This is a genomic window from Pseudonocardia sediminis, assembly GCF_004217185.1.
GTDB lineage: Bacteria > Actinomycetota > Actinomycetes > Mycobacteriales > Pseudonocardiaceae > Pseudonocardia > Pseudonocardia sediminis.
This window is the reverse complement of sequence record NZ_SHKL01000001.1, coordinates 137,447-161,685: the sequence shown is the minus strand read 5'-3', so window position 1 is coordinate 161,685 and position 24,239 is coordinate 137,447. Positions and strand designations below refer to the sequence as shown.

26 protein-coding genes are annotated in these 24,239 nt (G+C 73.7%); 12 read left to right on the top strand and 14 right to left on the bottom strand.

What is annotated here, in order from left to right; all coding sequences use genetic code 11:
- The first annotated feature begins 14 nt into the window (after positions 1-14).
- From EV383_RS00805 to EV383_RS00785, 5 genes are read left to right on the top strand one after another with little or no spacing between them, the layout of a single operon-like run.
- The gene (locus EV383_RS00805; RefSeq protein WP_130288123.1) at positions 15-584 is read left to right on the top strand and encodes a biotin transporter BioY; all 570 of its coding nucleotides are present in this window, start codon (positions 15-17) and stop codon (positions 582-584) included.
- Positions 581-1,972 carry a class I adenylate-forming enzyme family protein gene (locus EV383_RS00800; RefSeq protein WP_242622832.1) on the top strand — a complete coding sequence of 464 codons (1,392 nt, stop codon included), beginning with the start codon at positions 581-583 and terminating at the stop codon, positions 1,970-1,972. The genes EV383_RS00805 and EV383_RS00800 overlap by 4 nt, the downstream gene beginning before the upstream one ends.
- Positions 1,969-3,105 carry a thiolase family protein gene (locus tag EV383_RS00795; protein WP_130288122.1) on the top strand — a complete coding sequence of 379 codons (1,137 nt, stop codon included), beginning with the start codon at positions 1,969-1,971 and terminating at the stop codon, positions 3,103-3,105. Before EV383_RS00800 ends, EV383_RS00795 begins: the two co-directional genes overlap by 4 nt.
- Positions 3,102-3,776, top strand: a complete 675-nt coding sequence (locus tag EV383_RS00790; RefSeq protein WP_130288121.1) for an energy-coupling factor ABC transporter ATP-binding protein — start codon at positions 3,102-3,104, stop codon at positions 3,774-3,776. The genes EV383_RS00795 and EV383_RS00790 overlap by 4 nt, the downstream gene beginning before the upstream one ends.
- Positions 3,773-4,420 carry an energy-coupling factor transporter transmembrane component T family protein gene (locus EV383_RS00785; protein WP_130288120.1) on the top strand — a complete coding sequence of 216 codons (648 nt, stop codon included), beginning with the start codon at positions 3,773-3,775 and terminating at the stop codon, positions 4,418-4,420. Before EV383_RS00790 ends, EV383_RS00785 begins: the two co-directional genes overlap by 4 nt.
- Positions 4,421-4,685: 265 nt before the next feature.
- On the opposite strand, the gene pseI is transcribed toward EV383_RS00785, so the two are convergent.
- On the bottom strand, positions 4,686-5,744 hold the full coding sequence (pseI, locus tag EV383_RS00780; RefSeq protein WP_130288119.1) for a pseudaminic acid synthase: 1,059 nt from the start codon (positions 5,742-5,744) through the stop codon (positions 4,686-4,688).
- Between the two features lie 23 nt (positions 5,745-5,767).
- Positions 5,768-6,766 (bottom strand): putative sugar O-methyltransferase, encoded by a 999-nt coding sequence (locus tag EV383_RS00775; RefSeq protein WP_130288118.1) that lies wholly within the window; start codon positions 6,764-6,766, stop codon positions 5,768-5,770.
- Positions 6,767-6,881: 115 nt separating this feature from the next.
- Between EV383_RS00775 and EV383_RS00770 the strand changes: the two genes are divergently transcribed.
- Genes EV383_RS00770 through EV383_RS00760 form a run of 3 tightly spaced genes read left to right on the top strand, consistent with a single transcriptional unit; the run spans position 6,882 to position 10,210 of the window.
- Positions 6,882-7,559, top strand: coding sequence for a glycosyltransferase family 2 protein (locus EV383_RS00770; RefSeq protein WP_207223393.1), 678 nt, complete (start codon positions 6,882-6,884; stop codon positions 7,557-7,559).
- A 55-nt stretch (positions 7,560-7,614) separates the two neighbouring features.
- Positions 7,615-8,130 (top strand): DUF2304 domain-containing protein, encoded by a 516-nt coding sequence (locus EV383_RS00765; RefSeq protein WP_242622831.1) that lies wholly within the window; start codon positions 7,615-7,617, stop codon positions 8,128-8,130.
- Between the two features lie 55 nt (positions 8,131-8,185).
- Positions 8,186-10,210, top strand: coding sequence for a DUF6541 family protein (locus EV383_RS00760; RefSeq protein WP_130288115.1), 2,025 nt, complete (start codon positions 8,186-8,188; stop codon positions 10,208-10,210).
- Positions 10,211-10,237: 27 nt separating this feature from the next.
- Here EV383_RS00760 and EV383_RS00755 read toward each other — a convergent pair whose 3' ends face one another.
- The 5 genes from EV383_RS00755 to EV383_RS00735 all read right to left on the bottom strand — a co-directional run bounded on the left by EV383_RS00755 (position 10,238) and on the right by EV383_RS00735 (position 14,704).
- Entirely contained in the window at positions 10,238-10,606 is a 369-nt protein-coding gene (locus EV383_RS00755; protein WP_130288114.1) for a winged helix-turn-helix transcriptional regulator, read from the bottom strand.
- 243 nt (positions 10,607-10,849) lie between these two features.
- A complete protein-coding gene (locus EV383_RS00750; RefSeq protein WP_207223392.1) occupies positions 10,850-12,151 on the bottom strand; it encodes an aspartate aminotransferase family protein in 1,302 nt (433 codons plus the stop codon).
- A 4-nt stretch (positions 12,152-12,155) separates the two neighbouring features.
- Complete coding sequence (locus EV383_RS00745) at positions 12,156-13,079, bottom strand: decaprenyl-phosphate phosphoribosyltransferase (RefSeq protein ID WP_130288113.1); 924 nt, start codon at positions 13,077-13,079, stop codon at positions 12,156-12,158.
- Entirely contained in the window at positions 13,076-13,603 is a 528-nt protein-coding gene (locus EV383_RS00740; protein ID WP_242623387.1) for a phosphatase PAP2 family protein, read from the bottom strand. The genes EV383_RS00745 and EV383_RS00740 overlap by 4 nt, the downstream gene beginning before the upstream one ends.
- Positions 13,604-13,852: 249 nt before the next feature.
- Complete coding sequence (locus EV383_RS00735) at positions 13,853-14,704, bottom strand: HAD family hydrolase (RefSeq protein ID WP_242622830.1); 852 nt, start codon at positions 14,702-14,704, stop codon at positions 13,853-13,855.
- Between the two features lie 53 nt (positions 14,705-14,757).
- On the opposite strand from EV383_RS00735, the gene EV383_RS00730 reads away from it, so the two are divergent.
- Both EV383_RS00730 and EV383_RS00725 read left to right on the top strand, forming a co-directional pair.
- Positions 14,758-15,876, top strand: coding sequence for a glycosyltransferase (locus tag EV383_RS00730; protein ID WP_130288112.1), 1,119 nt, complete (start codon positions 14,758-14,760; stop codon positions 15,874-15,876).
- A 117-nt stretch (positions 15,877-15,993) separates the two neighbouring features.
- Positions 15,994-16,635 (top strand): endonuclease, encoded by a 642-nt coding sequence (locus tag EV383_RS00725; protein WP_130288111.1) that lies wholly within the window; start codon positions 15,994-15,996, stop codon positions 16,633-16,635.
- Positions 16,636-16,650: 15 nt separating this feature from the next.
- Here the strand turns inward: EV383_RS00725 and EV383_RS00720 are convergent, their stop codons facing one another.
- The 3 genes from EV383_RS00720 to EV383_RS00710 all read right to left on the bottom strand — a co-directional run bounded on the left by EV383_RS00720 (position 16,651) and on the right by EV383_RS00710 (position 19,001).
- Entirely contained in the window at positions 16,651-17,106 is a 456-nt protein-coding gene (locus EV383_RS00720) for a DUF350 domain-containing protein (RefSeq protein ID WP_207223391.1), read from the bottom strand.
- A gap of 89 nt (positions 17,107-17,195) precedes the next feature.
- Positions 17,196-18,362, bottom strand: coding sequence for a glutathionylspermidine synthase family protein (locus tag EV383_RS00715; protein ID WP_130288110.1), 1,167 nt, complete (start codon positions 18,360-18,362; stop codon positions 17,196-17,198).
- 9 nt (positions 18,363-18,371) lie between these two features.
- Positions 18,372-19,001: a hypothetical protein gene (locus tag EV383_RS00710; RefSeq protein ID WP_207223390.1), complete on the bottom strand. Its 630-nt coding sequence runs from the start codon at positions 18,999-19,001 to the stop codon at positions 18,372-18,374.
- Between the two features lie 190 nt (positions 19,002-19,191).
- Between EV383_RS00710 and EV383_RS00705 the strand changes: the two genes are divergently transcribed.
- Positions 19,192-20,607 (top strand): septum formation family protein, encoded by a 1,416-nt coding sequence (locus tag EV383_RS00705; protein WP_165438185.1) that lies wholly within the window; start codon positions 19,192-19,194, stop codon positions 20,605-20,607.
- The gene (locus EV383_RS00700; RefSeq protein ID WP_130288108.1) at positions 20,604-20,954 is read left to right on the top strand and encodes a metallopeptidase family protein; all 351 of its coding nucleotides are present in this window, start codon (positions 20,604-20,606) and stop codon (positions 20,952-20,954) included. Before EV383_RS00705 ends, EV383_RS00700 begins: the two co-directional genes overlap by 4 nt.
- Before the next feature lie 4 nt (positions 20,955-20,958).
- Here the strand turns inward: EV383_RS00700 and EV383_RS00695 are convergent, their stop codons facing one another.
- The 4 genes from EV383_RS00695 to EV383_RS00680 are packed head-to-tail and all read right to left on the bottom strand — an operon-like array spanning position 20,959 to position 24,125.
- Positions 20,959-21,516, bottom strand: a complete 558-nt coding sequence (locus EV383_RS00695) for an AAA family ATPase (RefSeq protein WP_207223389.1) — start codon at positions 21,514-21,516, stop codon at positions 20,959-20,961.
- A 44-nt stretch (positions 21,517-21,560) separates the two neighbouring features.
- Positions 21,561-22,253 carry a histidine phosphatase family protein gene (locus EV383_RS00690; protein WP_242622829.1) on the bottom strand — a complete coding sequence of 231 codons (693 nt, stop codon included), beginning with the start codon at positions 22,251-22,253 and terminating at the stop codon, positions 21,561-21,563.
- Positions 22,250-23,197 (bottom strand): prephenate dehydratase, encoded by a 948-nt coding sequence (pheA, locus tag EV383_RS00685; protein WP_130288107.1) that lies wholly within the window; start codon positions 23,195-23,197, stop codon positions 22,250-22,252. The genes EV383_RS00690 and pheA overlap by 4 nt, the downstream gene beginning before the upstream one ends.
- Before the next feature lie 22 nt (positions 23,198-23,219).
- On the bottom strand, positions 23,220-24,125 hold the full coding sequence (locus tag EV383_RS00680) for a hypothetical protein (RefSeq protein ID WP_130288106.1): 906 nt from the start codon (positions 24,123-24,125) through the stop codon (positions 23,220-23,222).
- Positions 24,126-24,239 lie beyond the last annotated feature (114 nt).

Below are 24,239 nucleotides of genomic sequence, written 5' to 3'. Positions count from 1 at the left end.
ACTAGCCTCGTCCCGTGCCCCGCCCCTCGCTGCCCGCCGCGGACCTCGCCCGCATGGTCGTGTTCGCCGCGTTCATCGCCGTGCTCGGACTGTTCCCCGGGTTCTACGTCGGCGCGTCCGGGGTGCCGATCGTGCTGCAGAACGTCGGTCCGGTGCTGGCCGGCGCGATCCTCGGCTGGCGTCGCGGGGTCGCCGCGGTGCTCCTGCTGCTGGCCCTGACGGCGATCGGGCTGCCGCTGCTCTCCGGCGGACGCGGCGGGATCGCGCCGTTCGTCGGGCCCAGCGGCGGGTTCCTGTTCGGCTGGATCCTCGCGGTGCTGGTCACCGGGCTGATCGTGGCGCGGTCCCGGAAGCGCCGGCTGCCGACGATGCTGCTGGCGGCGTTCGCCGGGATGGCGTGCGAGTACGTGATCGGCGTGCCGTGGCTCGGGCTGGTCCTCGGCGACCTGCGGGCCGGAGCCGTGCAGTCGCTGGTGTTCGTGCCCGGTGACCTGATCAAGCTCGTGCTGGCCGCGGTCGTCGCCGGGCTGGTGCACCGGGCGCTGCCGGACCTGCTGCCGGTACGGGGCGACCGAGTCCGGTGACCGCCCGTCCTCCGGTCCTGTCCCGTTCCCCCGTTCTGCAGAGCGCCGACCTCCCCTCCGACCTGCTCGCGCGGGCGCACGGGGCGGCCGCAGTACTGCGGGAACGCGGGGTCCGCGCCGGTGACCGGGTCGCGGTGGACGCCCGGATCCCTCCCGGAGCCGACCGAGCGGACGCCGGTGCGGGCGGACGACCCGGCGCGGCCCAGCGGCCCGGCGCGGCCGATCCCTGGGCGACCCTGGCGTGGTTCCTCGGCGCGGACCTGCTCGGCGCGGCGACGCTCGTCGTCGACCCGGCGTGGACGCCTCGCGAACGCGACGCCGTCCTCGCCGACGCGGCACCGGCCGTCGTGGCCGGGGGTGTTCCCGAGCCCGGGCCCGACGTGGACCCCGTCGGTGGCGACGACTCGCTGTTCTACCTGCCGACGACGTCCGGGAGCAGCGGACGTCCGAAGGTCCTGGCCCGCACCCGCGACTCGTGGCGGCTCGGGTTCGACGCGCTCGGGCCGGTCGCCGGGCCGGTGCTGATCGCCGGACCGCTGAGCTCGTCGTTGTTCCTGTTCGGGGCCCTGCACGCGTTGCACCACGGCGTGGAGCTGCGGTTCCGCTCCCGCCTCGACGCCGCCGACGCGCGCCACGCCGGCGGCCTGCACCTGGTTCCGGCCATGCTCTCCGGTCTGCTCGACGGCCTCGAACGGAATCCCGGACCGGTCGCTCTGCAGACGATCGTCTGCGGCGGCGCGCACGTCGGCCCGGCCCTGCGCTCGCGCTGCGCGCAGCTCCTGCCGGACAGCGCGCTGGTCGAGTACTACGGCTCGGCCGAGCACTCGTTGATCGCCTCCCGCCGCGACGACGGCCCGCTGACGGCGTTCCCGGGGGTCGACACCGAGGTCCGCGACGACGTCCTGTGGGTGCGCTCGCCGCAGTCGTTCTCCGGCTACCTGCGCGACGGCGTCCTCGACCCGGCCGGGACCGGCTGGAGCAGCGTCGGGGACCGCGCGGAGATCGACGCGGGCGGCGGTATCACCGTCCACGGGCGGGGCAGCGCGACGATCTCCAGCGGCGGTGCTCTCGTCGCCGCCGAGGAGGTCGAGACCGTGCTGCGGGCGGTGCCGGGTGTCGCCGACGTGGTGGTCGCGGGGACCCCGCATCCCGCGTTGGGCGCGCTGGTCACGGCCGTGATCGAAGCCGGTGACGTCTCTCCCTCGTCCCGTGCGTTGCGGGAGGCCGCGCGAGCGGGACTGGCGCCGGGCAAGCACCCGCGACGGTGGCTGGTCACCTCCGCGCTGCCGCGGACGTCGTCGGGCAAGCCGGCGCGCGCCGTCGTCGACGCCGGTCTGCGGGACGGGACGCTCGGCGCCACGCCCCTGCCGTCCGAGGTCCCGCGGTGAGCGACCGCGACCCGGTCGTCGTCGCCGCACGTCGGACGCCGATCGGGACGGCCGGGGGCGCCCTGCGCGACGTCACGGTCGACGAGCTCGCGGCGCCGGTACTGCGCGCCCTGCTCACCGACGTCGGTCACCCCGCCGACGGATCCGCGGCGCACGTCGCCGGCGTGCCCGTGTCCGACGTCCTGCTCGGCAACGTGTTCGGTCCCGGCGGCAACCCGGCCCGGGTCGCCGCGCTGCGCGCCGGGCTCGGCGACGAGGTCCCCGGCATGACGGTGGACCGCCAGTGCGCGAGCGGGCTGGCCGCGATCCTGGCCGCGGCGACCGCGATCCGCGCCGGGAACGGCGAGGTCTACCTGGCCGGAGGCGTCGAGAGCGCCTCGACCGCCCCGCACCGGCAGTGGCCCGACGGCACCCGCTACACCCGCGCCCCGTTCGCCCCGGCCGAGATCGGCGACCCGGACATGGGCCCGGCCGCGGACGTCGTCGCCGCCAAGGCGGGCATCTCCCGGGAGCGCCAGGACGCCTTCGCCGCCCGCAGCCACGCCCGCGCCGTCCGTGCGCAGGACGGCGGCACGTTCGGCGCCGAGCTCGTCCCGGTCGCCGGACTGATCGCCGACCAGCGGCCCCGCAGCGGGTTCACCCCCGAGCGACTGGCCCGCTTCCGGCCCGCCTTCACCGCCGACGGCACCGCGACCGCCGCGAACTCCTGCGGCGTCAACGACGGCGCGGCAGCCGTCCTCGTCGTCAGCGAGCGGGTCCGGCGCACGCTCGGCGTACCCGGCCTCTCACTGACCGCAGCGGCCACCCGGGGATGCGACCCGAACCTGCTCGGGCTGGGCGCCGTCCCGGCGATCGAGGCGGTCCTGCAGGGCGCGCCGGACGCCGTCGAGTTCACCGAGGCGTTCGCCGGCCAGGCACTGGCCTGCCTGGACGCCGCCGGTCTCGACGAGCACACCGCGAGCCCGAACGGCGGCGCCATCGCGCTCGGGCACCCCTGGGGCGCGTCCGGGGCGGTGCTGGTGGTGCGGCTGTTCTCGCACCTGGTCCGCGCGCGACGGGGGACGACCGGGCTCTCCGCGCTGTCCTCAGGCGGCGGGCTGGGCGTCGCCGCCCGGTGGGAGGTCGTCACGTGATCGAGTTCTCCGGCGTCGGGCACCGGTTCGGCGAGCGTGTCGTGCTGGACGGGGTGGACCTGCGGCTGACGCAGAGACGGGTCGCGTTCGTCGGGGCCAACGGGTCCGGGAAGTCGACGCTCGCCCGGACGGTGAACGGCCTGGTCGTGCCGGAGACCGGACGGGTGCTCGTCGACGGCGTCGACCCGGCACGGCACGGTGCCGCGGTCCGCAAACGGGTCGGGTTCGTGTTCACCGACCCGGACTCCCAGATCGTCATGCCGACGGCCGGTGAGGACGTCGCGTTCTCCCTGCGCCGCTCCGACGTCCCCCGCCGCGACCGGGCCACCCGCGCCGCACAGGCGCTGGCCGAGTTCGGCCTCGAGGGCTACGCCGAGCACCCCGCGCACCAGCTCTCCGGCGGGCAGAAGCAGCTCCTCGCGCTGTGCGCGGTGCTCGTGCTCGATCCGGACGTGCTGGTCTGCGACGAGCCGACCACCCTGCTCGACCTGCGCAACAAGCGCCGCTTCGCCGAACGGCTGCGGGGTCTGCGCCAGCAGGTACTCCTCCTGACCCACGACCTGGACCTGCTCGACGACTTCGACCGCGTCGTCGTCCTCGACGGAGGGAAGGTCGTCGCCGACGACGAGCCCGGGCCTGCGATCGCGTACTACCGGGAGCTGTACCGGTGAGCCCCTTCGGGCTCTACGAACCCGGATCGAGCGTGCTGCACCGCGCGCCGGCCGGGCCATCGCTGCTGTTCGTGCTGGTGTTCGCGGCGGCGACGGTGGCGGTGACGTCGCCGTGGTGGCTGGGCGGGGCGTGCCTGCTCGTCGCGTCGGGCTTCGTCGTGGCGCGGATCCCGCTGCGCCGGGTGTGGCCGCTGCTGCGGACCCTGGTGCTGCTGGTGGTGCTGATCCTGGCCGTGCAGTGGTGGTTCCTCGGACCGGAACGGGCGCTCGTGGTGTGCCTGCGGATCGTGGCCGCGCTCGGTGTCGCGTCGCTGTTCACACTGGTCACGCGCGTCGAGGACCTGGTCGACGCGATCGAGCGCGCGCTCGGGCCGCTGCGCCGGTTCGGGGTGGACCCGGAGCGGGTCGGCGTTGTCGTCGGGCTCACGGTGCAGGCGGTCGGGACGCTCGCCGGCATCGCCGGATCGGTCCGCGAGGCCGCCCGGGCACGCGGGGCGAAGCGGTCGATCACCGCGTTCGCGGTCCCGTTCGTGGTCCGGACCCTGCGCTACGCCGACGAGCTCGGCGAGGCCCTCGCCGCCCGCGGATGGGGCGATCGCGACCCCGGTGATCGGCACCGTGGCAGCGAAATGCGACATCCGTGACGCGTTTCGCTGCCACGACACTGATCACGACCGAAAACTGTGTGCCGGATCGACGGGGTGATGCCACGGTGGGGCCTGTGACCAGGCCGAGCGACGAGTCGAGCGAGGCACCGCGTGAGTCGGCGGACTCCCCGGGTGTCGGACCTCGGTTCGGTGCACTACGCGGCAGGATTCGTTACGACGACGCCGGCTTCGACGGTCCGGACCAGGAGATCCTTCGCATGTTCTACGGCGATGACGACAGCGAGGACACGGTCACCAGGCCCTAGATCAGGTCCCAGGTCAAGGGCGTACCGCGCTCGACGTCACGGGTGAACGTCCGGCCCAGGACGGTGCCGATCGTGTCGGTGGCCAGGCCACCGGCCGGCCGGATGGACCGGACGTTGGCCTCGGTGACCTTCTCCCCCGCTGTCACGTCCGCGACGACGAACAGCGACCGGCGCAGGGCCAGGGTGTCGCGCTCGGACTCGCGCGGGCCGAACCGGGCCGGACCCATCGCCAGGCGCGCCGCGTCGGACTCGCGACACAGCGCGGCGAGCTCGTCGGGCTCCAGGCTGAAGTCGGAATCGACCCCGCCGTCCTCGCGCCGCAGCGTCACGTGCTTCTCGATCGCGACCGCACCCATCGCCACCGACGCGACGGCGACGCCGATCCCGTAGGTGTGGTCCGACAGCCCGACCGGCACCCCGAACGCCTCGCGCAGCGCCGGGATCGTCTGCAGGTTCGCGTCCTGCGGCTCGGCCGGGTAGGAGGCGGTGCAGGCGAGCAGGACGAGCTCCGAGCAGCCGCCGTCGCGGGCCGCGGTCACCGCGGCGTCGATCTCGCCGAGGGTCGCCATCCCGGTGGACATCACCATCGGACGGCCGGTCGCGCCCATCCGGCGGATCAGCGGCAGGTCCACGAGCTCGGCCGAGGCGACCTTGTAGGCCGCCGCGTCGAGGGATTCCAGCAGGTCGATCGCGGTCGGGTCGAACGGGCTGGAGAACGGCACCAGGCCGTGCTCGCGGGCCCGGGTGAACAGCGGCTCGTGCCACTCCCACGGCGTGTGCGCCTGCTCGTAGAGCTGGTAGAGGTTCCGCCCGCCCCACAGGCCGTGGTCGTCACGGATCCGGAACGCCGGGCCGTCGGCGTCGATCGTGATCGTGTCGGCCCGGTAGGTCTGCAGCTTCACCGCCTGCGCCCCGGTGCCGGCGATCGCGTCGACGATCTCCAGCGCCCGGTCCAGGGAGCCGTTGTGGTTACCGGACATCTCGGCGATCACGAACGGCCGCTCGCCGGGGCCGACCCGGTGCTCGCCGATGGTGATCGCGTCGGGGCTGCGCATGTCCCGAAGCCTACGGACGGGGGCTACCGCCGGACGAACACCATCACCTCGGACAGCGTGCCCTCGCTGTCCTGGCCGTAGAGACCGCAGTCCGAGGCGACCAGCTCGTACTCCGGGAAGGACTCCAGGTAGCGCTCGCGCAGCATGGGCTCGCGGACGTTCGGCTTGCCGACCGGGGAGTTGCGCAGCAGCAGATAGCGCGCCCCCAGGCCGCTGACCAGGCGCGCGTAGTTGGCGACGACGTCGGGCTCCATCTCCTGGAACGAGATGAAGTTGGCGAACAGGTCCACCGAGCCGACCAGCTTCGGCAGCTGCCAGGAGCACAGGACCGCCGCGCGCTGCGTGATCTGGTCGATCTCGATCTTCTCGGCGTCGCGGGTCGCGCCGTAGTCGAGCACCTGGTCGGTGCCGAGGACCTGCTGCAGGTAGTAGGTCGCCACGGCCGCGACCGGTGGGATGTCGATGTCGATGTAGCGCAGGCCCGGGTTCTGCGGGACGAGGATCTCCCCGAGCGTCCCGTAGCCGCCGCCGATCTCCAGCACGGTGTCGATCCTCAGGTCGGGCACCGCGCGCTTGAGCATCACCAGGCCACGCAGGTAGTTCAGCGACGAACGACTGTGCCGCTGACCGTCGAACGTCAGCTGCTCGGTCGGTGAGCCGACGGCCGACTCGGACATGCCGGCGATCCGCGGGGCGGCGTCGGGCAGGTCGAGGGCGCGGACGGTCCCGTGGTGCCCGCGGGCGACCGGGACCTGGTCCAGGCGGTCCTTGATCAGCTTGCCGTTCGCGCCGGCCAGCGCGGCCAGCCGGGAGAGCGCGACCGCGGGCTTCGCGACCGGCGCGTAGCGCGGGGCGTAGAAGAACGTCGCGCTCGGGTGCCGGCGGAAGTCGGTGAACCCGTGCTCGCGCAGGTCCTTCACGACCTGCTCCAGGCCGGTCTGCCAGAAGTTCGTCGGCTTGTAGAGCTCCTGCGCGCCATCGAGATCGGACAGCATCAGCTCGAGGAGCGCACGGGGATCCATGACACCCGAGGCTACGGATCGCCGGATTCGCCCGCCTTCATCATCCCCGGCGGGCCCCGCAGGTACGGACCGATACCCTGCGGGGACGCACCGCAACAGACCCGAGGGAGTGAGGGTGCCCAACACGGACACGTGGGTGGTGGTCCCCGTCTACAACGAGGAGACCGTCATCGCCGACGTGATCGCAGGTCTGGGCGAGCGCTTCCCGAACGTCGTCTGCGTCGACGACGGCAGCAAGGACGAGTCCGCCGCCCGGATCGCGACGACACACGCGCACCTCGTCAAACACCCGATCAACCTCGGGCAGGGCGCCTCCCTGCAGACCGGGATCGACTACGCCCTGCGGCGCGGCGCGCGCTTCGTCGTCACGTTCGACGCGGACGGCCAGCACTCGGTCTCCGACGCCGAGCGGATGCTCGAGGTCGCCCGCTCCGGCGAGGCCGACGTGGTGCTGGGCTCCCGTTTCCTGGAGTCGACCGAGCAGGTGCCGGGCCTCAAGCGGCTCGTGCTGCGTGTGGTGGTGGCGCTCTCGCCGTCCACCCGCAAGCTGGGTCTGACGGATGCGCACAACGGCCTGCGGGTTCTTTCCCGTCAGGTCGCCGAGAACATGCGGATCAGCATGAACGGCATGGCACACGCCTCGGAGATCGTCGACGCCCTCGCCCGCTCGCCGTGGCGGGTGCGCGAGGTGCCGGTGACGATCCTCTACACCGACTACTCCCGGGCCAAGGGACAGTCGCTGCTCAACGGCGTGAACATCCTGTTCGACCTGTCCGTGCGAGGCCAGAGGTGAACCGGGGGACGGCAGCCGGCGGAGCTTGCGTAGCCGGCGGGGTGGGGAGAACACAGTGATCCTGCAGATCGTGCTGGTGCTGGCGGCCGTCGCCGCGCTGGTGTACTTCGTCCGCAGCGGGCAGAACGTCGGCATCCGGGCCGGGAAGCGACTCGCGTTCGGCGCGTTCGTCCTGGTCAACATCTACGCCGTGCTCCGGCCGAACGACGTCACGTGGGTCGCGCGGCACCTTGGCATCGGCCGCGGTACCGACCTGGTCGTCTACCTGCTCGTCGTCGCGTTCGTGTTCGGGATGCTGAACTCCTACCTGCGCGACCGCGAGATCAGCCAGCACCTGACGAACCTCGCGCGGCAGCTGGCGATCCGTGACGCCGAGCTCGCCCGCCGCGAGGACGAGCTCGCCGCCCGCCTGGCCGAGACCGCCGCCGTGGTGCAGGCCGAGATCCCGGCCGCGTCGAGCGCGGCCGTGTCGGCCGGCGCCGGAGCGAACGGTGCCGGGACGAACGGGACCGGCACGACACCGCCGGACCGGACCGGACCTCCCCGGGCGGAGCACCCGGCGGGCGAGTGATCTCCCCGACCGCCGGGGCGGCATCGGCGCCGCCCCCGCGGGACCGCCGACGGGGGTGGGCCCGCTGGACCGCCTGACCCTGCTGGCGGGGCTGGTCGTCGCCCTCCTGCCCGGCGCCGCGCTGCTGGCCGCGCTGCGGATCCGCAGCCCGCTGCTGTTCGCCGCGCTGACCCCGACCGCGACGATCGGCGTGCTGCTCGCCGTCGCGAGCGCGACCGGTGCCGTCGGGCTGCCGTTCTCCCCGCTGACCGCCGGGCTCGTGACGGCCGTGCTGCTCGCCGTCGGGATCCTGCGGTGGTGGCGGGGCCGGTCCTCCGCCGCGCCACGGGTCCGCCCGTCGGCGCCGGCCGTGGTGGGGACCGTGCTCGTCCTGACCGGGGCGTTGTTCGGGACGCGGACGTGGCTGCGCGGCTTCGGCGGCCTGGACCGGGTGAACCAGGAACACGACATGATCACCCACCAGGTCGTCGTCGCCTGGATCATGCGCACCGGTCGCGCTGCACCCTGGCAGGTGGAACCGGTCGACCTGCTCACCGGCACGCCGGTCTCGTTCTACCCCGACGGCAGCCACCTCGCCCCGGCCCTGCTGGCCGCGCTCGGACCGGGCGCGGTCCCGGGCCTGAACGCGCTCACCGTCGTCTACCTGGCCGTGTGCTGGGTGCTCTCGGTCGCGGTGCTGACGGCCGTCGCCGCCCGCCGGCTGCGCGCCGGGACGTCGGCGGCGTGGCTCGCCGCGGGCGTCGCCGGGATCGTCGCCCCGGCCCTGTACCGGCCGGCGTTCCAGCTGATGCACGACGGCGGCATCTACGCCACGGCCGTCGCCCTCGCACTGGCCCCGGGGCTGATCGCCGCGCTGCTGTGGTCCGAACGGGAACGCCGGGTGCGGACCGCCGTCGCGCTCGGGGTGGGGGCCGCGGGACTCGTGGCGAGCTACCCGGGGGCAGCGGTGACGGTCGGCCTGAGCACGATCGCCTGGCTGGTCGGTGACCTCGTGACCCGCGACGGGTGGGTGCGGCTGCGCCGCTCGGTGCCGGTCCTGCTCGGCGCGGGGGTGGTCGCCGGGGTGCTGGCGGCGCCGCTGGTGCTGCGGGCCGGCGGGTCGGTGTCCGGCGTGGCGTCGTTCGGCGCGGACTCCCCGCCGGCGGCGTTCGGGGACTCGCTGGGCAGCGCGCTCGGACTCGGCTACGGCGGTTTCCTGGACCCGCAGCGCACGACCGGGCAGGTCGGGCTGACCGTTCTGTACCTGGTCGGGGTGCTGGTCGTGATCCGGGCGCGGCGCGGGCTCGGCCCGGTGCTGGCCTGGGCGGTCTGGGTCTCGATCGTCGTCGCGGCGTTCCTGAGCCCGGGCGTCGGCCTGGAGGCGCAGGTCACGGGCTTCTTCTACAACGCGATGCTGCGGGTCTGGTCGCACGTGTCGCTGTTCGTACCGACGTTCGCCGGACTCGCCGTCGTGCTCGTCGTGACCGAGGCCGTCCGGCGGACGCGACGGGCGTTCCCCCGCGTCGTCCGGGCCTGGCCGGTGGCCTCGGTGCTGGTGCTCGTGGCCGGGCTCGTGCTGCTCGCGGTGCCGGTGCGCACCGCCATGAACACCAACACGCGCAGCGTCGCCGAGCGCTATGCGACGCCCGAGTTCGTCCGGGTCTCGCCGTCCGACCTCGGTGCCGTGGACTTCCTGCGGGGCCGTGTGGTGCCCGGCGAGCGGGTGATGAACTCGGCCAACGACGGCTCGACGTTCCTCTACGTCGCGGCCGGGATCCCGGTCGTCAACCTCACCTCGCTGGGCAACGGCAGCGCTCCCTGGACGTTCGGGCTGATGAGGTCGTTCAACCGCTACCCGACCGACCCGGCGGTCCGGGCGGAGCTGGACCGGCTCGACATCGGCTGGGTCTACGTGGACTCCGACGCGCCCGGCATCGGCGCGGGCGGCGCTCCGTACGGCTGGGTGGACCGGAGCAGGCCGTTCTCGACCGCGCCCGGCCTGACGAACCTCGACGGGCTCCCCGGCCTCACCCTCGCCTACCGCAACGGCACCGTCTCGGTCTACCGCCTCGACCTCGCGCGGCTGGCCCCGGCGGGCTGAGAAGCCGTCGGCCGCACCCGGCCGTCGTCACGTCAGGTCGAACGCACGACGGGCTCGTTCGATCTCGGGCAGGTGGGCCTCGGCCCAGTCCAGGAGCACCTCGACGGGCCGTCTCAGTGTCTTGCCCAGCGGGGTGATCCGGTACTCCACGGCGACGGGGCGCGAGCTGAGGAGCACGCGCTCGACGATGCCGTTGCGTTCGAGCCGTCGCAGGGTCGCGGTGAGCGACTTCTGCGTCACCGTGGGGATGGCGCGGCGCAGGTCGTTGAACCGTGCGGGCCGCTCGCAGAGCTCGTTCAGGATGCTCAGCGACCACTTGTCCAGGACCTGGTCGAGCAGTTCCCGGTGCGGTGCCGTGATCCTGAGCTCGCCGGTCGTCGTCGGCGGGGTATCCATGGCGAAACCTGGTCTCGTTGAAGTGTCCTGGGCATACCAGGTATCGATCTTATACCTGATCCCGATCACACCAGGAGACCTCCGTCTCCGTCCGCCGTCTCAGTCCCGAAGGCATGCTGCAGACCCCCGTCTACCACCACGTCGCGGTGGGCACGGCGTCCCTGATCGGCGTCGAGCAGCTCTTCGAGCCCGACGTGCTCGTCGAGGTCGAAGCCACCGCGATCCTCGACTGAGGACCGGATCTCAGGGAGTGGGCGTGACCTCGGCCTGCACCGAGCGCAGGGTCGCGGTCAGCGCGGCGAGGCCCTCGGCGGCCTCGTCGGCGGTGAGCGTCATCGGCGGGGCGATGCGCAGGACGTTGCCGTACAGACCGCCCTTGCCGATCAGGATCCCGTTCTCCCGGGCCCGTTGCAGGGCCAAGGCGGCGGCGGGGGCGTTCGGCTCCCCGCCCGGTCCGACGAGCTCGATCCCGATCATCAGGCCCTTGCCGCGCACGTCGCCGACGACCGGGAGGTCCAGCGCCCGCAGGCCGGCGAACAGCTCGTCACCGCGGGCGGCGCAGTTGGCCTGCAGGTCGTGGTCGAGCAGGTAGGTCAGGGCGGCGTGCGCACCGGCCGTGGAGAGCGGGTTGCCGCCGAACGTCGAGATCGAGTTCGCCTGCAGGCAGTCCATCAGTCCCGCGCGGGCGACGACGCCGCCGATCGTCAGGCCGTTGCCCAGGCCCTTGGCGAACGTCATCGCGTCCGGGACGACGCCGTGCGCCTGGATGCCCCAGAAGTGCTCGCCGGTGCGGCCCCAGCCGGTCTGCACCTCGTCGGCGATGAGCAGGATGCCGCGCTGCGAGAGCTCCTTGGCGAACGCGCCGAACAGCCCGTCCGGGCCGTGGGCGAACCCGCCGACGCCCTGGATCGGCTCCGCGATCATGCACGCGACGTCGCCGGCGGTGGCGGTGTCCAGGACGTCGACCAGGTCGTCGACGCAGGCCTGGACGTAGTCGGCGTCGGAGAGGTGACGGAAGGGGCTGCGGTAGCGGTAGCCGCCGTGCACGTAGTGCACCTGCAGCGGGGACAGCGCCGACGCCGACCATCCCCGGTTGCCGGTGACGGCCATCGAGGCGAACCCGCGGCCGTGGAAGGAGTTGCGCATCGCCAGCACCTGCGAGCTGCGCCGGTACTCCGTCGCCAGGAGCAGCGCGGCCTCGTTGGCCTCGGTGCCCGAGCAGGTGAAGAACACCTTCGCGTCGTCGATCCCGGACAGCGCGGCGATCTTCTCGGCCAGCTCGACCTGCTTGCGGATCAGGTACAGCGTCGAGGTGTGCAGAACACCCGTGTCGACCTGCGAGCGGACGGCGTCGGAGATCTCGGGCAGGTCGTATCCGATGCCGTTGGTCAGGATCCCGGCGAACAGGTCGAGGTAGGTGCGCCCGTCGGATGCGGTGACCCGCCGCCCGGAGCCGGACACGATCTCCATCGGCTCGTCGTAGTACAGCGCCATCCAGGACGGGAGGACGGCGCGGTGCCGCGCGAGGAGGTCGTCGGTCGTCACATGTTCAGGCGTACACGGCGAGCGTCAGCATCGCCACCCACACGATCGCCAGCACCTGCAGCACGCGGTCGCCGAGCGCGATCTCCTCGGGCTCGCCGCCGGTGCCGCGGTCGACGTCGACCGAGTAGCGGAGCACCGCGATCACGAACGGGACGATCGAGATGACCGACCAGATCGTGTTGTTCTGCGTCTCGCGGATCTCGAACGCCCACAGGCTGTAGGTCGTGATCATGACCGTGGCCGACAGCGACCAGATGTAGCGCAGGTACGACGACGAGTAGCTCTCCAGCGACTTGCGGATCTTCGCGCCGGTGCTCTCGGCGACCATCATCTCCGCGTAGCGCTTGCCGGCCACCATGAACAGCGAGCCGAACCCGGCGACCAGCAGGAACCACTGCGACAACGCGATCCCGGTCGCGACACCACCGGCGATCGAGCGCAGCAGGAAGCCGCTGGCCACGATGCAGATGTCGAGCACCGGCTGGTGCTTGAGCCACACGCAGTAGGCGAGCTGCACCACGACGTAGACGGCCAGCACGACGACCAGCTGCCAGGTCGCCAGCAGGCTCAGCGCGATCGCGCCGAGGAACAGCACCGCGGCGACGCCGTAGGCCAGCGTCACCGGCACGATCCCGGCCGCGATGGGGCGCTTGCACTTGGTCGGGTGCACCCGGTCGGACTCGACGTCGAGCGCGTCGTTGACCAGGTAGACGCCGGACGCGGCGAGGGAGAACGCGGCGAACGCGACCAGGCAGTTGATCAGGACGGGGCCGTCGAACAGCCCGCCGCCGACGAACGGCGCGGCGAAGACCAGGACGTTCTTGACCCACTGACGCGGGCGCATCGTCTTGAGCACGCCCCGGGCGGTGCCCATGGGCTTGCCCCCGGAGGCCTCGTCGACCTTCGGGGTCGAGTCGGTGCTGGTCATGATCCTGCCTTCCGGCTGCTGAGGGCGTTCCGCACGCGGTTCGTGGCGCGACGGCGCAGCCACCGGCGGGAGCCGACCGCGACCGCGGCCCCCAGCACCGAACCCAGTGCGACGTCGCTGGGGTAGTGCACGCCCAGGACCAGGCGGGACACCGCCATGGCGGGGACCACCACCGGCGTCACCGGGGCGCCGAGCAACCCGCCGTAGAGCACGGCGGCGGCCGTCGTCGACGTGGCGTGCGAGGACGGGAAGCTCAGCCGGCTCGGCGTGCCCACGAGCACACGCACCGCGGGGTGCTCCGGACGGCGGCGGCGGACGACCCGCTTGATGCCGATCGACGCCCCGTGCGCGAACGCGACGGCGGCGGCGGAGCCGAGCCACTCACGTCGGCGGGCGCGGTCCAGTGCTGCGCCGGCCAGCCCGATCGCGAGCCAGCCCGCGGCGTGCTCACCGAACAGCGACATCCCGCGCGCGGCCGCCACGACCGGCGGGTGCGCGACGGTGCGCTGGACGGCGGCCAGCAGGGCGAGCTCACCGGCCGGGGCGGTCTCCGAAACGGGCGCACCCGGGTCGGACGCGCCGTCCGGCGCGTGCGGACCGGGGCGGTCCAGGATCTCGGCCACGGGGATGGGCCCTCCACGACGCTCGTGATCGTCGGTGTGCGACGCCGGCGTGCCCGCGCGACGCGGGCGATGACAGCCCGTGATCCTACGCGCGGCGGCCGCCCGGCTCCGGACGGGGCCGGGCGGGTCCGAAGTGTCCCGGTCGGGTGACTAGAACCAGCGTTCGAGGACCTCGGCCAGCCCGTGCCGGGTGTTGGGGGCGGTGACCTCGTCGGCCAGGCCGAGCAGCTCCGGGTGCGCGTTGCCCATCGCCACCCCGCGACCGGCCCACCGGAGCATCTCGCGGTCGTTGGGCATGTCACCGAACGCGACGACGTCGGCGGCGTCGACACCGGCCATGGCGGCGACCTCGGCCAGCCCGGTCGCCTTGGTGACGCCCGGTGCGGCGGCCTCGATCAGTCCCCCCGGGTGCGAGAACGTCAGGTCGCACAGGCCCTCGACGCGCGGGGCGAGACGCTCCCGCATCTGGTCGCTGGACAGCTCGGGTGCGCGGATCAGCATCTTGGTGACCGGGCGGGCGAGCAGTTCGTCGCGGGTGGCCGGGCCGGCGTCGGACTCGCCCCAGGCGTGCACGTAGGCCGGTTCGGCCAGGAACTCGTCGACGCCGCCGGTCTCGGCGTTGCCGACCCGCTCCACCCCGAGGCCGCAGCCCGGGAACAGCTGCGCGGCGGTCGCGGCGACGGTGCGCACGGCGTCCGGGTCGAGGGTGTGCGCGCCCAGCACGACGTCGTCGATCGCGTCGTAGAGCACGGCGCCGTTGGCGCAGACGCAGAGCCGCACCAGGCCCTCGGGCAGCCGGGCGACGATCGGCGGGATCCAGCGCGGCGGACGTCCGGTGACGAGCACGAACCCGGCCCCGGCGGCGACGGCGCGGGAGATCGCCGAGACCGTGCGCTCGGAGATGGTGTGGTCGTCGTCGAGCAGGGTGCCGTCGACGTCGGTGGCCACCAGACGGGGAGCGCCCGTGTGGTGCGGCGCCTCGGGCGCGTCCGGCGAGATCACGGATACCACCCTACGGGCCTGGTGTGAGCCCGGCAGGCGGTTAGTCTCGAGGGGTGCGCGTGCTGGTGGTCTCGGCCCCGATGACCGGGCACCTGTTGCCACTGCTCCCGCTGGCCGACGCGCTCTGGGACTCCGGCCACGAGGTGCTCCTGGCCAGTGGCGGCGAGGCGCTGGAGGCCGACACCGGGAACCTGCCGGTGATCGACGTGGCGCGGAACCTGCGCTTCGGCCGGATCGCCGCCGCCGCGATGGTGACCCACCCCGTCACCGCGCGCGCCGAGCTGGCCGGGCGCGGGGGTGACCGCGGCGTGCGGTCGCTGTTCGGGCCGGTGAACGAGGAGCTGGCCGACGCGCTGGTCACGGTCGTGGCGCAGTGGCGCCCGGACGTCGTCATCCACGAGCCGCTCGCGGCCGCCGGGGCGCTCGCCGCGGCCCGCCACGACGTCCCGGCCGTGTTGCAGGAGAACAACCTGTTCGCCGGGGCCGACCTCGTCGGGGCCACCGTCGGCGCCCGGACGATGCAGCGGGCGATGTGGCGGCACGGGATGACCGCGCTGCCCGCGCCCGCCCTGACGCTGACGATCGCCCCGCCCAGCCTCGTCGGGGAGCGCGACGGGCTGCCGATGCGCCCGGTCGACACCGGGCACCGCCGCCGCGGCGACGCCGACGTCCCCGGCTGGCTGCGCGCGCCCTCGGACCGCCCGCGCGTGCTGGTGACCCGGACGACGGTCGCCGGTCCCGGACGCGGCGACCCGATGGCCGCCGCCGTCCGTGCCGCGACGGACGTCGACTGCGAGCTGGTGCTGGTCCGGCCGACGGCGAAGGTGGCACGCAGGGCCGGGCCCGGGGTGCGGACCGTCGGGTGGGTGCCGCTGCCCGAGGTGCTGCCCGGCTGCGCCGGCGTGGTGCACCACGGCGGCGCCGGGACGGTGCTGGCCGCGCTCTCGGCCGGGATTCCGCAGCTCGCCGTCCCCGGCGCGGGCGACCGCCGGCACAACGCCGAGCTGGTCGACGCCCGCGGCGCCGGGATCGCCGGGGAGGTCACCTCCGAGGCCCTCGACCGTCTGGTGCACGACGGCGAGCTGGCCGCCACGGCGCGCGCCGTGCGCACCGAGATCGAGGCCATGCCCCCGCCGCAGGCCCGGGTGGACGCGGTCACCGCACTGGGGTGACACCGGCCGCGCTCCATGATCGGCGGTCCGGGACCGGACACCGTCCCCGGCACGCCGTCCGGTCCCCGAACGGTGTTCACGGGTCTGACCGTGTTCCCCGGCGGGTAGACGGGGGTCATGAGCGCCGATGACCGCACCGTCGAGGCCCTGCTGCAGGCCGCCGGACAGACCTACGCCGCCGAGGCCGGGATCTCCCTGAAGGACCAGCCGGCCCCGCTCTACCGCCTGCTCGTGCTGACGACGCTGCTGTCGTCGCGGGTGCAGTCGAACCTCGGGGTCGTCGCGACCCGGGAGCTGGTCTCCTCCGGCATGGGCACGCCCGAGAGGATGCGCGACGCGACCTGGCAGGAGCGGGTCGACGCGATGGACCGCGCGCACTACACGCGCGTCGACGAGCAGATGGCCACCGCGCTCGGCGAGGCCGCCGTGATGCTGCTCGACCGCTACCAGGGCGACCTGCGCGAGCTGCGCGAGGAGGCCGACGGCGACGCGACGAGGGTCCGCACGCTCCTGACCGCGTTCCCGCGGATCGGCCCGGTCGGGGCGGACATCTTCGCCCGCGAGGCACAGGCCGTCTGGCCGGAGCTGCGCCCGACCCTCGACGGCAAGGCGCTCGACGGCGCGAAGCGTCTCGGCCTGCCGGGCGACGAGCACGAGCTCGCGACGCTGGTCGACGACGACCGGCTGGCCGCGTTCTCGGCCGCGCTCACCCGCGTCGCCCTGGACGAGGAGCTCGCCCGGACGATCGCCGACGCCTGACCGGCGCGGGACGGGCTACAGGACGGCGACGGCGACGATCAGGCCCAGCGCGACGTGCGCGGCGGCGACGACGTTCGCGGCGGCGCGGCGCTCCTCGGACTGGATGACCTCGCCGATGTCGATCCGCGTCACCCACTCCAGCAGACGCACGGCGGCGACCTGGGCGACAATCCCGACCAGGCCGAAGATCAGCGACGACAAGATGCCCTCGAGCAGCGACCCCGCCGAGGAGTAGATCGCGACGACGATGATGAACGCCATCGACAGCATCCCGGCCGCGGTGATCGTCACCGCGTTCGGCAGGCCGGCGCGGACCATCTGCGGGAGCTTGCCCGGCGTGGTCAGGTCGATCGCCCAGAAGCCGAGCAGCATCAGCAGGACACCGATCACGGCGTAGAGCAGGATCGCGCCGACACCGCGGCCGACGAAGCTCCAGTAGATCGCGTCCTGAGCCAGCACCGTGGTCGTCACGGGAACCTCCGAGAGGGGGAGCGGGCGATCCGGGCGAATGGTCCGGATCGAAACGGGTGTGGGTGTACCGGGAGTCGGGGAGTGCGGTCCTACTCGGGGATGCGGTGCGGGACGAACGCGGCGCCGTCGTCGGTGATCAGGCCGGCCGTCTCGCGGATGCCGAGACCGGCGGCGGTGTCGCCGACGACCCAGGCGCCCAGGGCCGGGCGGAAGCCGTCGAACTCCGGCAGCGGGGCGAAGAGCTGGTAGACGAAGCCCTCCTCGCCGTACACCCCGCCGGTCGAGACCTCGCTGCCCGGCGAGACCACGGAGATGTTCGCGCCCTCGCGCCCGAGCAGCGGCTTCTTGACGTACTCGGTGAGCATGCCGGGGTCACGCAGGTACGCGGGCAGCAGGTTCGGGTGCCCCGGGTACATCTCCCAGAGCACCGCGAGCAGCGCCTTGTTCGACAGCAGCGACTTCCACAGCGGCTCGACCCACAGCGTGTCCGGCAGGCTGCGCGCGATGTGCTTGCCGAAGTCGTCGGAGAGCATCCACTCCCACGGGTAGAGCTTGAAGACCGCCGCCATCGGGGCCTCCTCGAGGTCGACGAACCGGTCCAGCGCCGAGTCCCAGCCGATGTCCTCGATCGCCAGCCCGACCGTGTCCAGCCCGGCCGCGGCTGCGGTCTCCTGCAGGTAGCCGACGGTGATGTGGTCCTCGCCGGAGGAGTCCGCACTGGACCAGGTGAAGTGCACCTCGCCGCTGGGCAGCGACGCCTTGATCTCGCCCCAGCGCTCGACGAGCTTCTCGTGCAGCGAGTTCCACTGGTCGTCGTCGCCGTGGGTGTCCTGCAGCCAGTTCCACTGCAGGATCGACGCCTCGAGCAGCGACGTCGGGGTGTCGGCGTTGTACTCCAGCATCTTCGCCGGGCCGGCCCCGTCGTAGCGCAGGTCGAAGCGCCCGTAGACGTGCGGGTCGTGCCGTTTCCAGGAGGACGCGACGGCCTCCCAGCACCACTCCGGCAGCCCGAAGTCGGCGTAGCGCTCGGTGGTCACGACGTGGTCGACGGCGTCGAGGCACATCGAGTGCAGGACCTCGACGTCGGCTTCCATGGACAGGATCTCGTCCATCTCGAACACGTAGTGCACGGACTCGTCCCAGTACGGGCGACTGCCCCGCCCGGCGGCGTCCCGGCCGGGGCTCCCGAACACGAGGCCCTGCTCGGCGACCGACTTCTCCCACCCCGGACGTGGGGTGCCTCGCTCACGGCGCATGTGGTGTCGTCAGCTCCCGCTGCTGGATCCGCTGGAACCGCTGCCGCCACTGCTGCTGCCGCCCACGCCGAGCCCGCCGCGGGAGATCGTGCTGCCCGAGGTGCCGCTGCGCACGGTCGCCCCACGGGGCGGGGACGCGACGCTGCCGCCGGTCGCGACCTGCCCGACGCCGCCGGAGCCGCCGTAGTTGTAGTGGTACTGCCGGCCGCCGCCACCGAGGAAGATCGGGACGAACGCGAACCCGCCGCCACCGTTGTTGACGTTGCCCTGGCCGGCCGGCTGGGAGCACTGGCTGTCGTCGACGACGACGTTGTTCTCGTCGACGCAGCGCGCCTCGACCTCCTCGCCGCTCGACGAGGCCGCGTAGACGGCGGCGATCAGCGCGACCACGCCGACGGTGGCACCGCCGCCGATCAGCAGGCGCTTGTTCTTCTTGCTCCGCGCCTCCTTGAGGCGCACGGCCTCGCGGTCGGCCCGGATCTTCTGCTCGCGTGCGCGGCGCTCGGCCAGTGTGGGCTCGCGCGGCGCGGTGCTCTCGTCCTGGCGCCGGATGCGCCCCGGAGTCGTGGGTGCGTCGTCGCCCGGCGGTTCGGTCCCCCCGGACCCGTCGCCCGCCGCGTGTCGTCCGTCGTCGGTCATGGTCACCCCCATCGGCACATTACCGGTTCCCGACCCGGTCACCGGGACAGTTCGCGGGACGAACGGTATCCATTTCACAACGTCTCGGCGACGGCGGTGCCTCGTTCGCAGCACGGCGCCGACCGATGACCGCCCCGAGAGCACGCCCGTGTGAATCCACAGTGGGACGCACGGCATCATGGGCGGCGTCATGGACCCCGTCTCCCCACATGGCGCCGCTCCCCCACGTCGCCGACACGCCCCTCCGGCCGGTCCCGGTGATCCCGGATCGACCGCGGCCGTCGGCGCCTACGACGGGCACGACGGCCGCTACGGCCGCACCGCGGTGGTCGCCGCGCCGGACCCGCGGACCGCGCTCGTCGAGCAGGAGACGACGGCGGTGCCCGGCCCGGCACGCAGCGGAGCACCCGCGGGACTGGAGCGCCCGGAACGGCGCACGCCCGTCCGTCCGGGGCGGCGGGGCAGGGACACGACGACCTCCACCGCGCGACGGATCGGCGCCGGGATCCTGGCCGGCGCGTTCCTCATGCTGGCGGTGGCCTCGCTGGACTCCCTGATGGGTGCGCAGATCCCGGTGCTGGGGTCGTTCGCGTCCTCCGGCGGCAACGGGGGCTCCGCCTCCCCGGCCGCCGAGGAGGCGCCCCCGGCTCCGCCCCCGCCGGACACCGCGGGCATCTGCCTGAACTGGAACCGTCCGGACGCCGTGGACACCGCGGCCGTCGACTGCGCCCGCCCGCACCTGTTCGAGCAGGCCGGCAACGTCAAGCTGCTCGACCAGCCGGCGTTCCCGACCGACCAGGGCTGGCAGAAGCTGGTCGCCGAACGCTGCTCGCCGGTGGTCAACGGCTACCTCAAGAACAAGTTCGACCCGGACGGCAAGTTCCGGATCGGCGCGCTGAAGCCGTCGCAGGCCCGGTGGGACGGCGGCGACAAGGGGATGCGCTGCGGCCTCCAGTCGGCCTCGCGGTCCGGGATGATGATCCCGATCACCGGCAAGGTCGCGGCCCAGGACCAGTCCGCCGTGGTCCCCGCCGGCACCTGCCTGGGCATCGACGGCCGGACCGTCGGTGATCCGGTGGACTGCGCACAGCCGCACGCCGTCGAGACCGTCGGCATCGTCGACCTGGGCACGCAGTTCAAGGAGGGCCTGCCCTCGGTCGACGACCAGGACGGCTTCCTGCAGCCGGCGTGCCAGAAGGCGGCCGACACGTTCGCCGGCGCCAACAAGGGTGCGATCGCGCAGAACAAGCTGACCGTCTACTGGGACAACCTGTCCGACCCGTCCTGGAAGGCCGGCAGCCGGAAGGTCAACTGCAACCTCGCGACGTTGCTGCCCGACGGCAGCGGGTTCGCCGCGATCACCGGCTCGATCAAGGGCAAGCTCGCGGTCAGCGGCCAGCCGGCGCCCCCGGCCGGCTCCACCCCGCCCGCGCCCGGTGGCAACTCGGCCACCTCGGGCCAGGCGCCGACGTTCGGTGCCCCGACCTCGGGTGCCGCGCCGTCGAGCGAGGGGGGTGCCTCCGGCGGCCCGGTCGCACCGTCGACGCCGGCCCCGGGGCTGCCGAACATCCCGCCCGGACTGCCCGGACTGCTGCCCTCGCCGTGAGCGTCGAGATGACGCAGCTGCGTTTCGAGGAGCTCGTCTCGGACGCCCTGGACCTGGTCCCGGCCGGGCTGACCGACCGGATGGACAACGTCGTGGTGCTGGTCGAGGACCGCCACCCCGAGGACCCCGACCTGCTCGGCCTGTACGAGGGCGTCGCCCTGACCGAGCGCACCAGCGACTACGGCGGCGAGCTCCCGGACCGGATCACGATCTACCGCGACGCCGTGCTGGAGATGTGCGAGGACTCCGACCAGGTCGTCGACGAGGTCGCGATCACCGTCGTGCACGAGATCGCCCACCACTTCGGCATCGGCGAGGAACGACTGCACGAGCTCGGCTGGGGCTGACCCCTCAGCGGTGACGGGACCGGAGCAGTTCCTCGATCCGCGCGGCGAGGTCGTCCACCGCGGTGTCGTCGGTGGACAGGACGAGATCGACCCGGGCCAGGTCCGCCATCCCGACGGCGAGACACCGCGCGTGGGTGACCAGGTCCTCGGTGCCGGACCAGCCGACCGGCTCGCGCTCCCGGATCCGCCGGGCCAGTGTGCCGGGGTCGGCTTCCAGCCGGACGACGACCGTCGACGCGGTACCGGCCGCGGCGACCAGGCGCTCGGCGTAGGCGTCGTCCTCGACGGTCGCGGTGACGAACAGCAGGTCGTGACCCCCGGCCCGGTAGCGCCCGGCCATCGCGGCGAGATCGGCCATCACGTCGTCCTCGTCACGCGGCGGGTAGCAGCGTTCGAGCTCGTCGACCTCGATCAGCGCGTTGGCGATCCCGGCGTCGCCCAGGCGGTCGTGCACTGTGGTGGCCACGGTGCTCTTGCCGGCACCCGGCGGGCCGGTGACGACGACGAGCATCCCGCCCGGGCCGTCCGCCGGCGCCGCCGCGTCCCCTACGTCGTCGATCATGGTCGTCAGTGTCGCGGGAGCGGTGCCGTGCGGCCACCGTGTTCTCAGTAGTCGGGGACCGCCGGGATCGGGTCCCACAGCTCGAGCACCCAGCCGTCCGGGTCGCGGCGCAGCACCACGCGTCCGGTGTTGGGCAGCGGGTTGCCCCGGCCCCGTTCGGCGTCCGGGCCGCCGGTCAGCAGGGCCGCGCTGGCGAGCCGGATCGCCGCACCGTGGCTGACCAGCAGGACGGCGCCGGAGTCGACGCCGTCCAGGGCGCGCTCGACGTCGGCCAGGAAGCGGGTGCGCAGGTCGGTGGCGGACTCGCCGCCGGGCTGCGGGCGGTCCGGGTCGCCGTCCCACCAGACGTCGAAGATCTCGTCGAACAGGGCCCGCGACGCCTCGTCGGCACGGCCGTCGAGCTCCCCGACGAAGATCTCGTGGATGCCGTCCATGGTCGTCACCGGCAGGCCGAGCCGCTCGCCGATCGGGGCCGCGGTCTGCTGTGCGCGGGTGGCCCGGGACGCGTGGACGGCCCGCACCGGCCAGTCCGCGAAGAGCCCGGCGACCTCGTCCGCCTGGGCCCGCCCGAGCTCGTCGAGCGACGGTCCGGGCAGCGCCGTGTCGAGCGCGCGGCTCACGTTCGACGGCGTGCGCCCGTGCCGGACGAGGACGAGCCGCAGCGCGCCGTCGTCGGGCGGGACGGCGGCGTCACGCACCGGTGCGGTGCCGTCGGTGCCGAGGAAGGCGGAGCTCATGTGCACGTCCCGTTCCGGAGCCCGGCCAGCCACTGCTGCGCGGCCGAGAACTCCTCGTTCGACGCGGCGCCCAGCGGCACCGCCGGGCTGCCCGCCCCCTCCGCCGGTCCGGCCGTGTCCCCGGCGCGCGGGAACGAGCCGAGGAACCGGACCCGGTCGCAGCGCCGGTGCAGGGCGGCCAGCGCCTCCCCCATCGCCGGCTCGGCGACGTGCCCGGAGCAGTCCAGGTGGAACCAGTACTCGGCGTGCCGGTCCTTGATCGGGCGGGACTCGATGCGGGTCAGGTCGATGCCGCGCAGCGCCAGCTCGGTGAGCAGGCCGAGCAGTGTGCCGGGCTGGTTGCGGGTGGTCGCGGCCAGCGTCGTGCGGTCGCGGCCGGACGGCGCCGGTGGCGGCCCGGGGCGGGTCAGGAGCACGAACCGGGTGACCGCGCCGGGGTTGTCGGCGATGTCGTCGGCGAGCACGTCGAGGCCGTGCTGCTCGGCGGCCAGCGGCGAGGACACCGCGGCGTCGACCTCACCGCGGGCGGCCTGCGCGGCCGCCTCCGCCGTCGACGAGCTCACCCGGACCTCCGCCGACGGCAGGTGGCCGGCGAGCCAGCCGCGGGTCTGGGCGATGCCGTGCCCGTGCGAGGCCACCGAGGTGATCTCGCCGAGGGCGGTGCCGCGGCGGGCCAGGAGCACGAACCGGACCGCGACCAGCGCCTCCGCCACGATCATCAACGGGGGGTCGTCCACCAGCCCGTCCAGGACCGGGGGGACGGCGCCCTCCACGCTGTTCTCGATCGGCACGCACCCGGCGTCCACCGAGCCGTCACGGACGGCGGCCAGCACGGCCGGCGACCCGGCCAGCGGGACCAGCTCCGCGCCCTGCGACGCGGGCAGCGACCGCAGCGCCTGCTCGGTGAACGTGGCGTGCGGGCCCAGGAAGCCGATGCGCGTCACGTCATGACCGTAGTGGCTGCCCCTAGTCGAGCAGACCGAGGGCGACGAGGTCGGAGATCGGCACCGGCTCCGGGTCCACCCCGCAGCGGGGCAGCACCGTGCGGATCCGCGCGACGGCCTCGGGCGAGAGCGTGTCCAGCTCGCGGGCCATGCCCTCGCCGTCGATGGAGTCCAGCGCCTCGCGGGCCGTCCCGGACGGGCTCTCGCCCAGCAGCCGCGACACCGCCACGATCAGGTTGAGCAGGCCGTGCCGGCCGCGGTAGTCGGCGGACTCGGGCCGGTCGCGCACGATCCGGTCCAGTCCCTGCGCGCTGACCCCGCCGCGCCCGGTCTCCAGGCACGCCTCCAGGAAGCTGTGCACGTCGTCGACGGTCGGGACGTCGGAGGCCCGGGGGCCGCCCATCCGCAGCTTCGGGGTGCAGCCGTGCTCGGCGACGCGGCGCACCGCGGTCAGCCAGGCCTTCGTGCCGGCCGGGTCGTCCTCCACCGGGCGGCGGGGCTCGACGACCGGGGTGACCTCCTCCGGCACGAACTCCGAGACGCGCTCCAGCCAGACGCCGTCGACGTCCGGGGGTGCGGCGCACTCGACCGTGCTCGGGGTCAGCAGGCTGGAGCGGGAGAACACCGTCGACAGCGCCTTCGGCACCGCGCCCAGGCCGGTGTCGACGACCAGCGCCAGCTCGGCCGGCCGGGACGGCGACGACCGGGCCAGCTCGGTGACCACGGCCGGCAGCTGCGACGCGGGGCAGACCAGGCGGCCGACCAGCCCGCCGTAGTGGCCGTCGCGCGCCGAGAGGTAACGCGAGACCACCGCGTCGACCCCCGGGGCGGTCGCCCGGGGCTGGAGCAGGCTCGTGTCGTCGACGAGAGCAGCCAGCAGCGGACGGACGGGCCACGGGTCGGCGGAGGAACCCGAGGGCACGGTCATCACGACGTCAGACGCTAACGGTCGGGTCACGGCCGGTTGACAAAGGGGTGCCCGAAGCCGGTCCTCCGTGGGCCGTTCCGGCGCCGTCCCTGGACAGGAGGCTTCCGAGTTGCT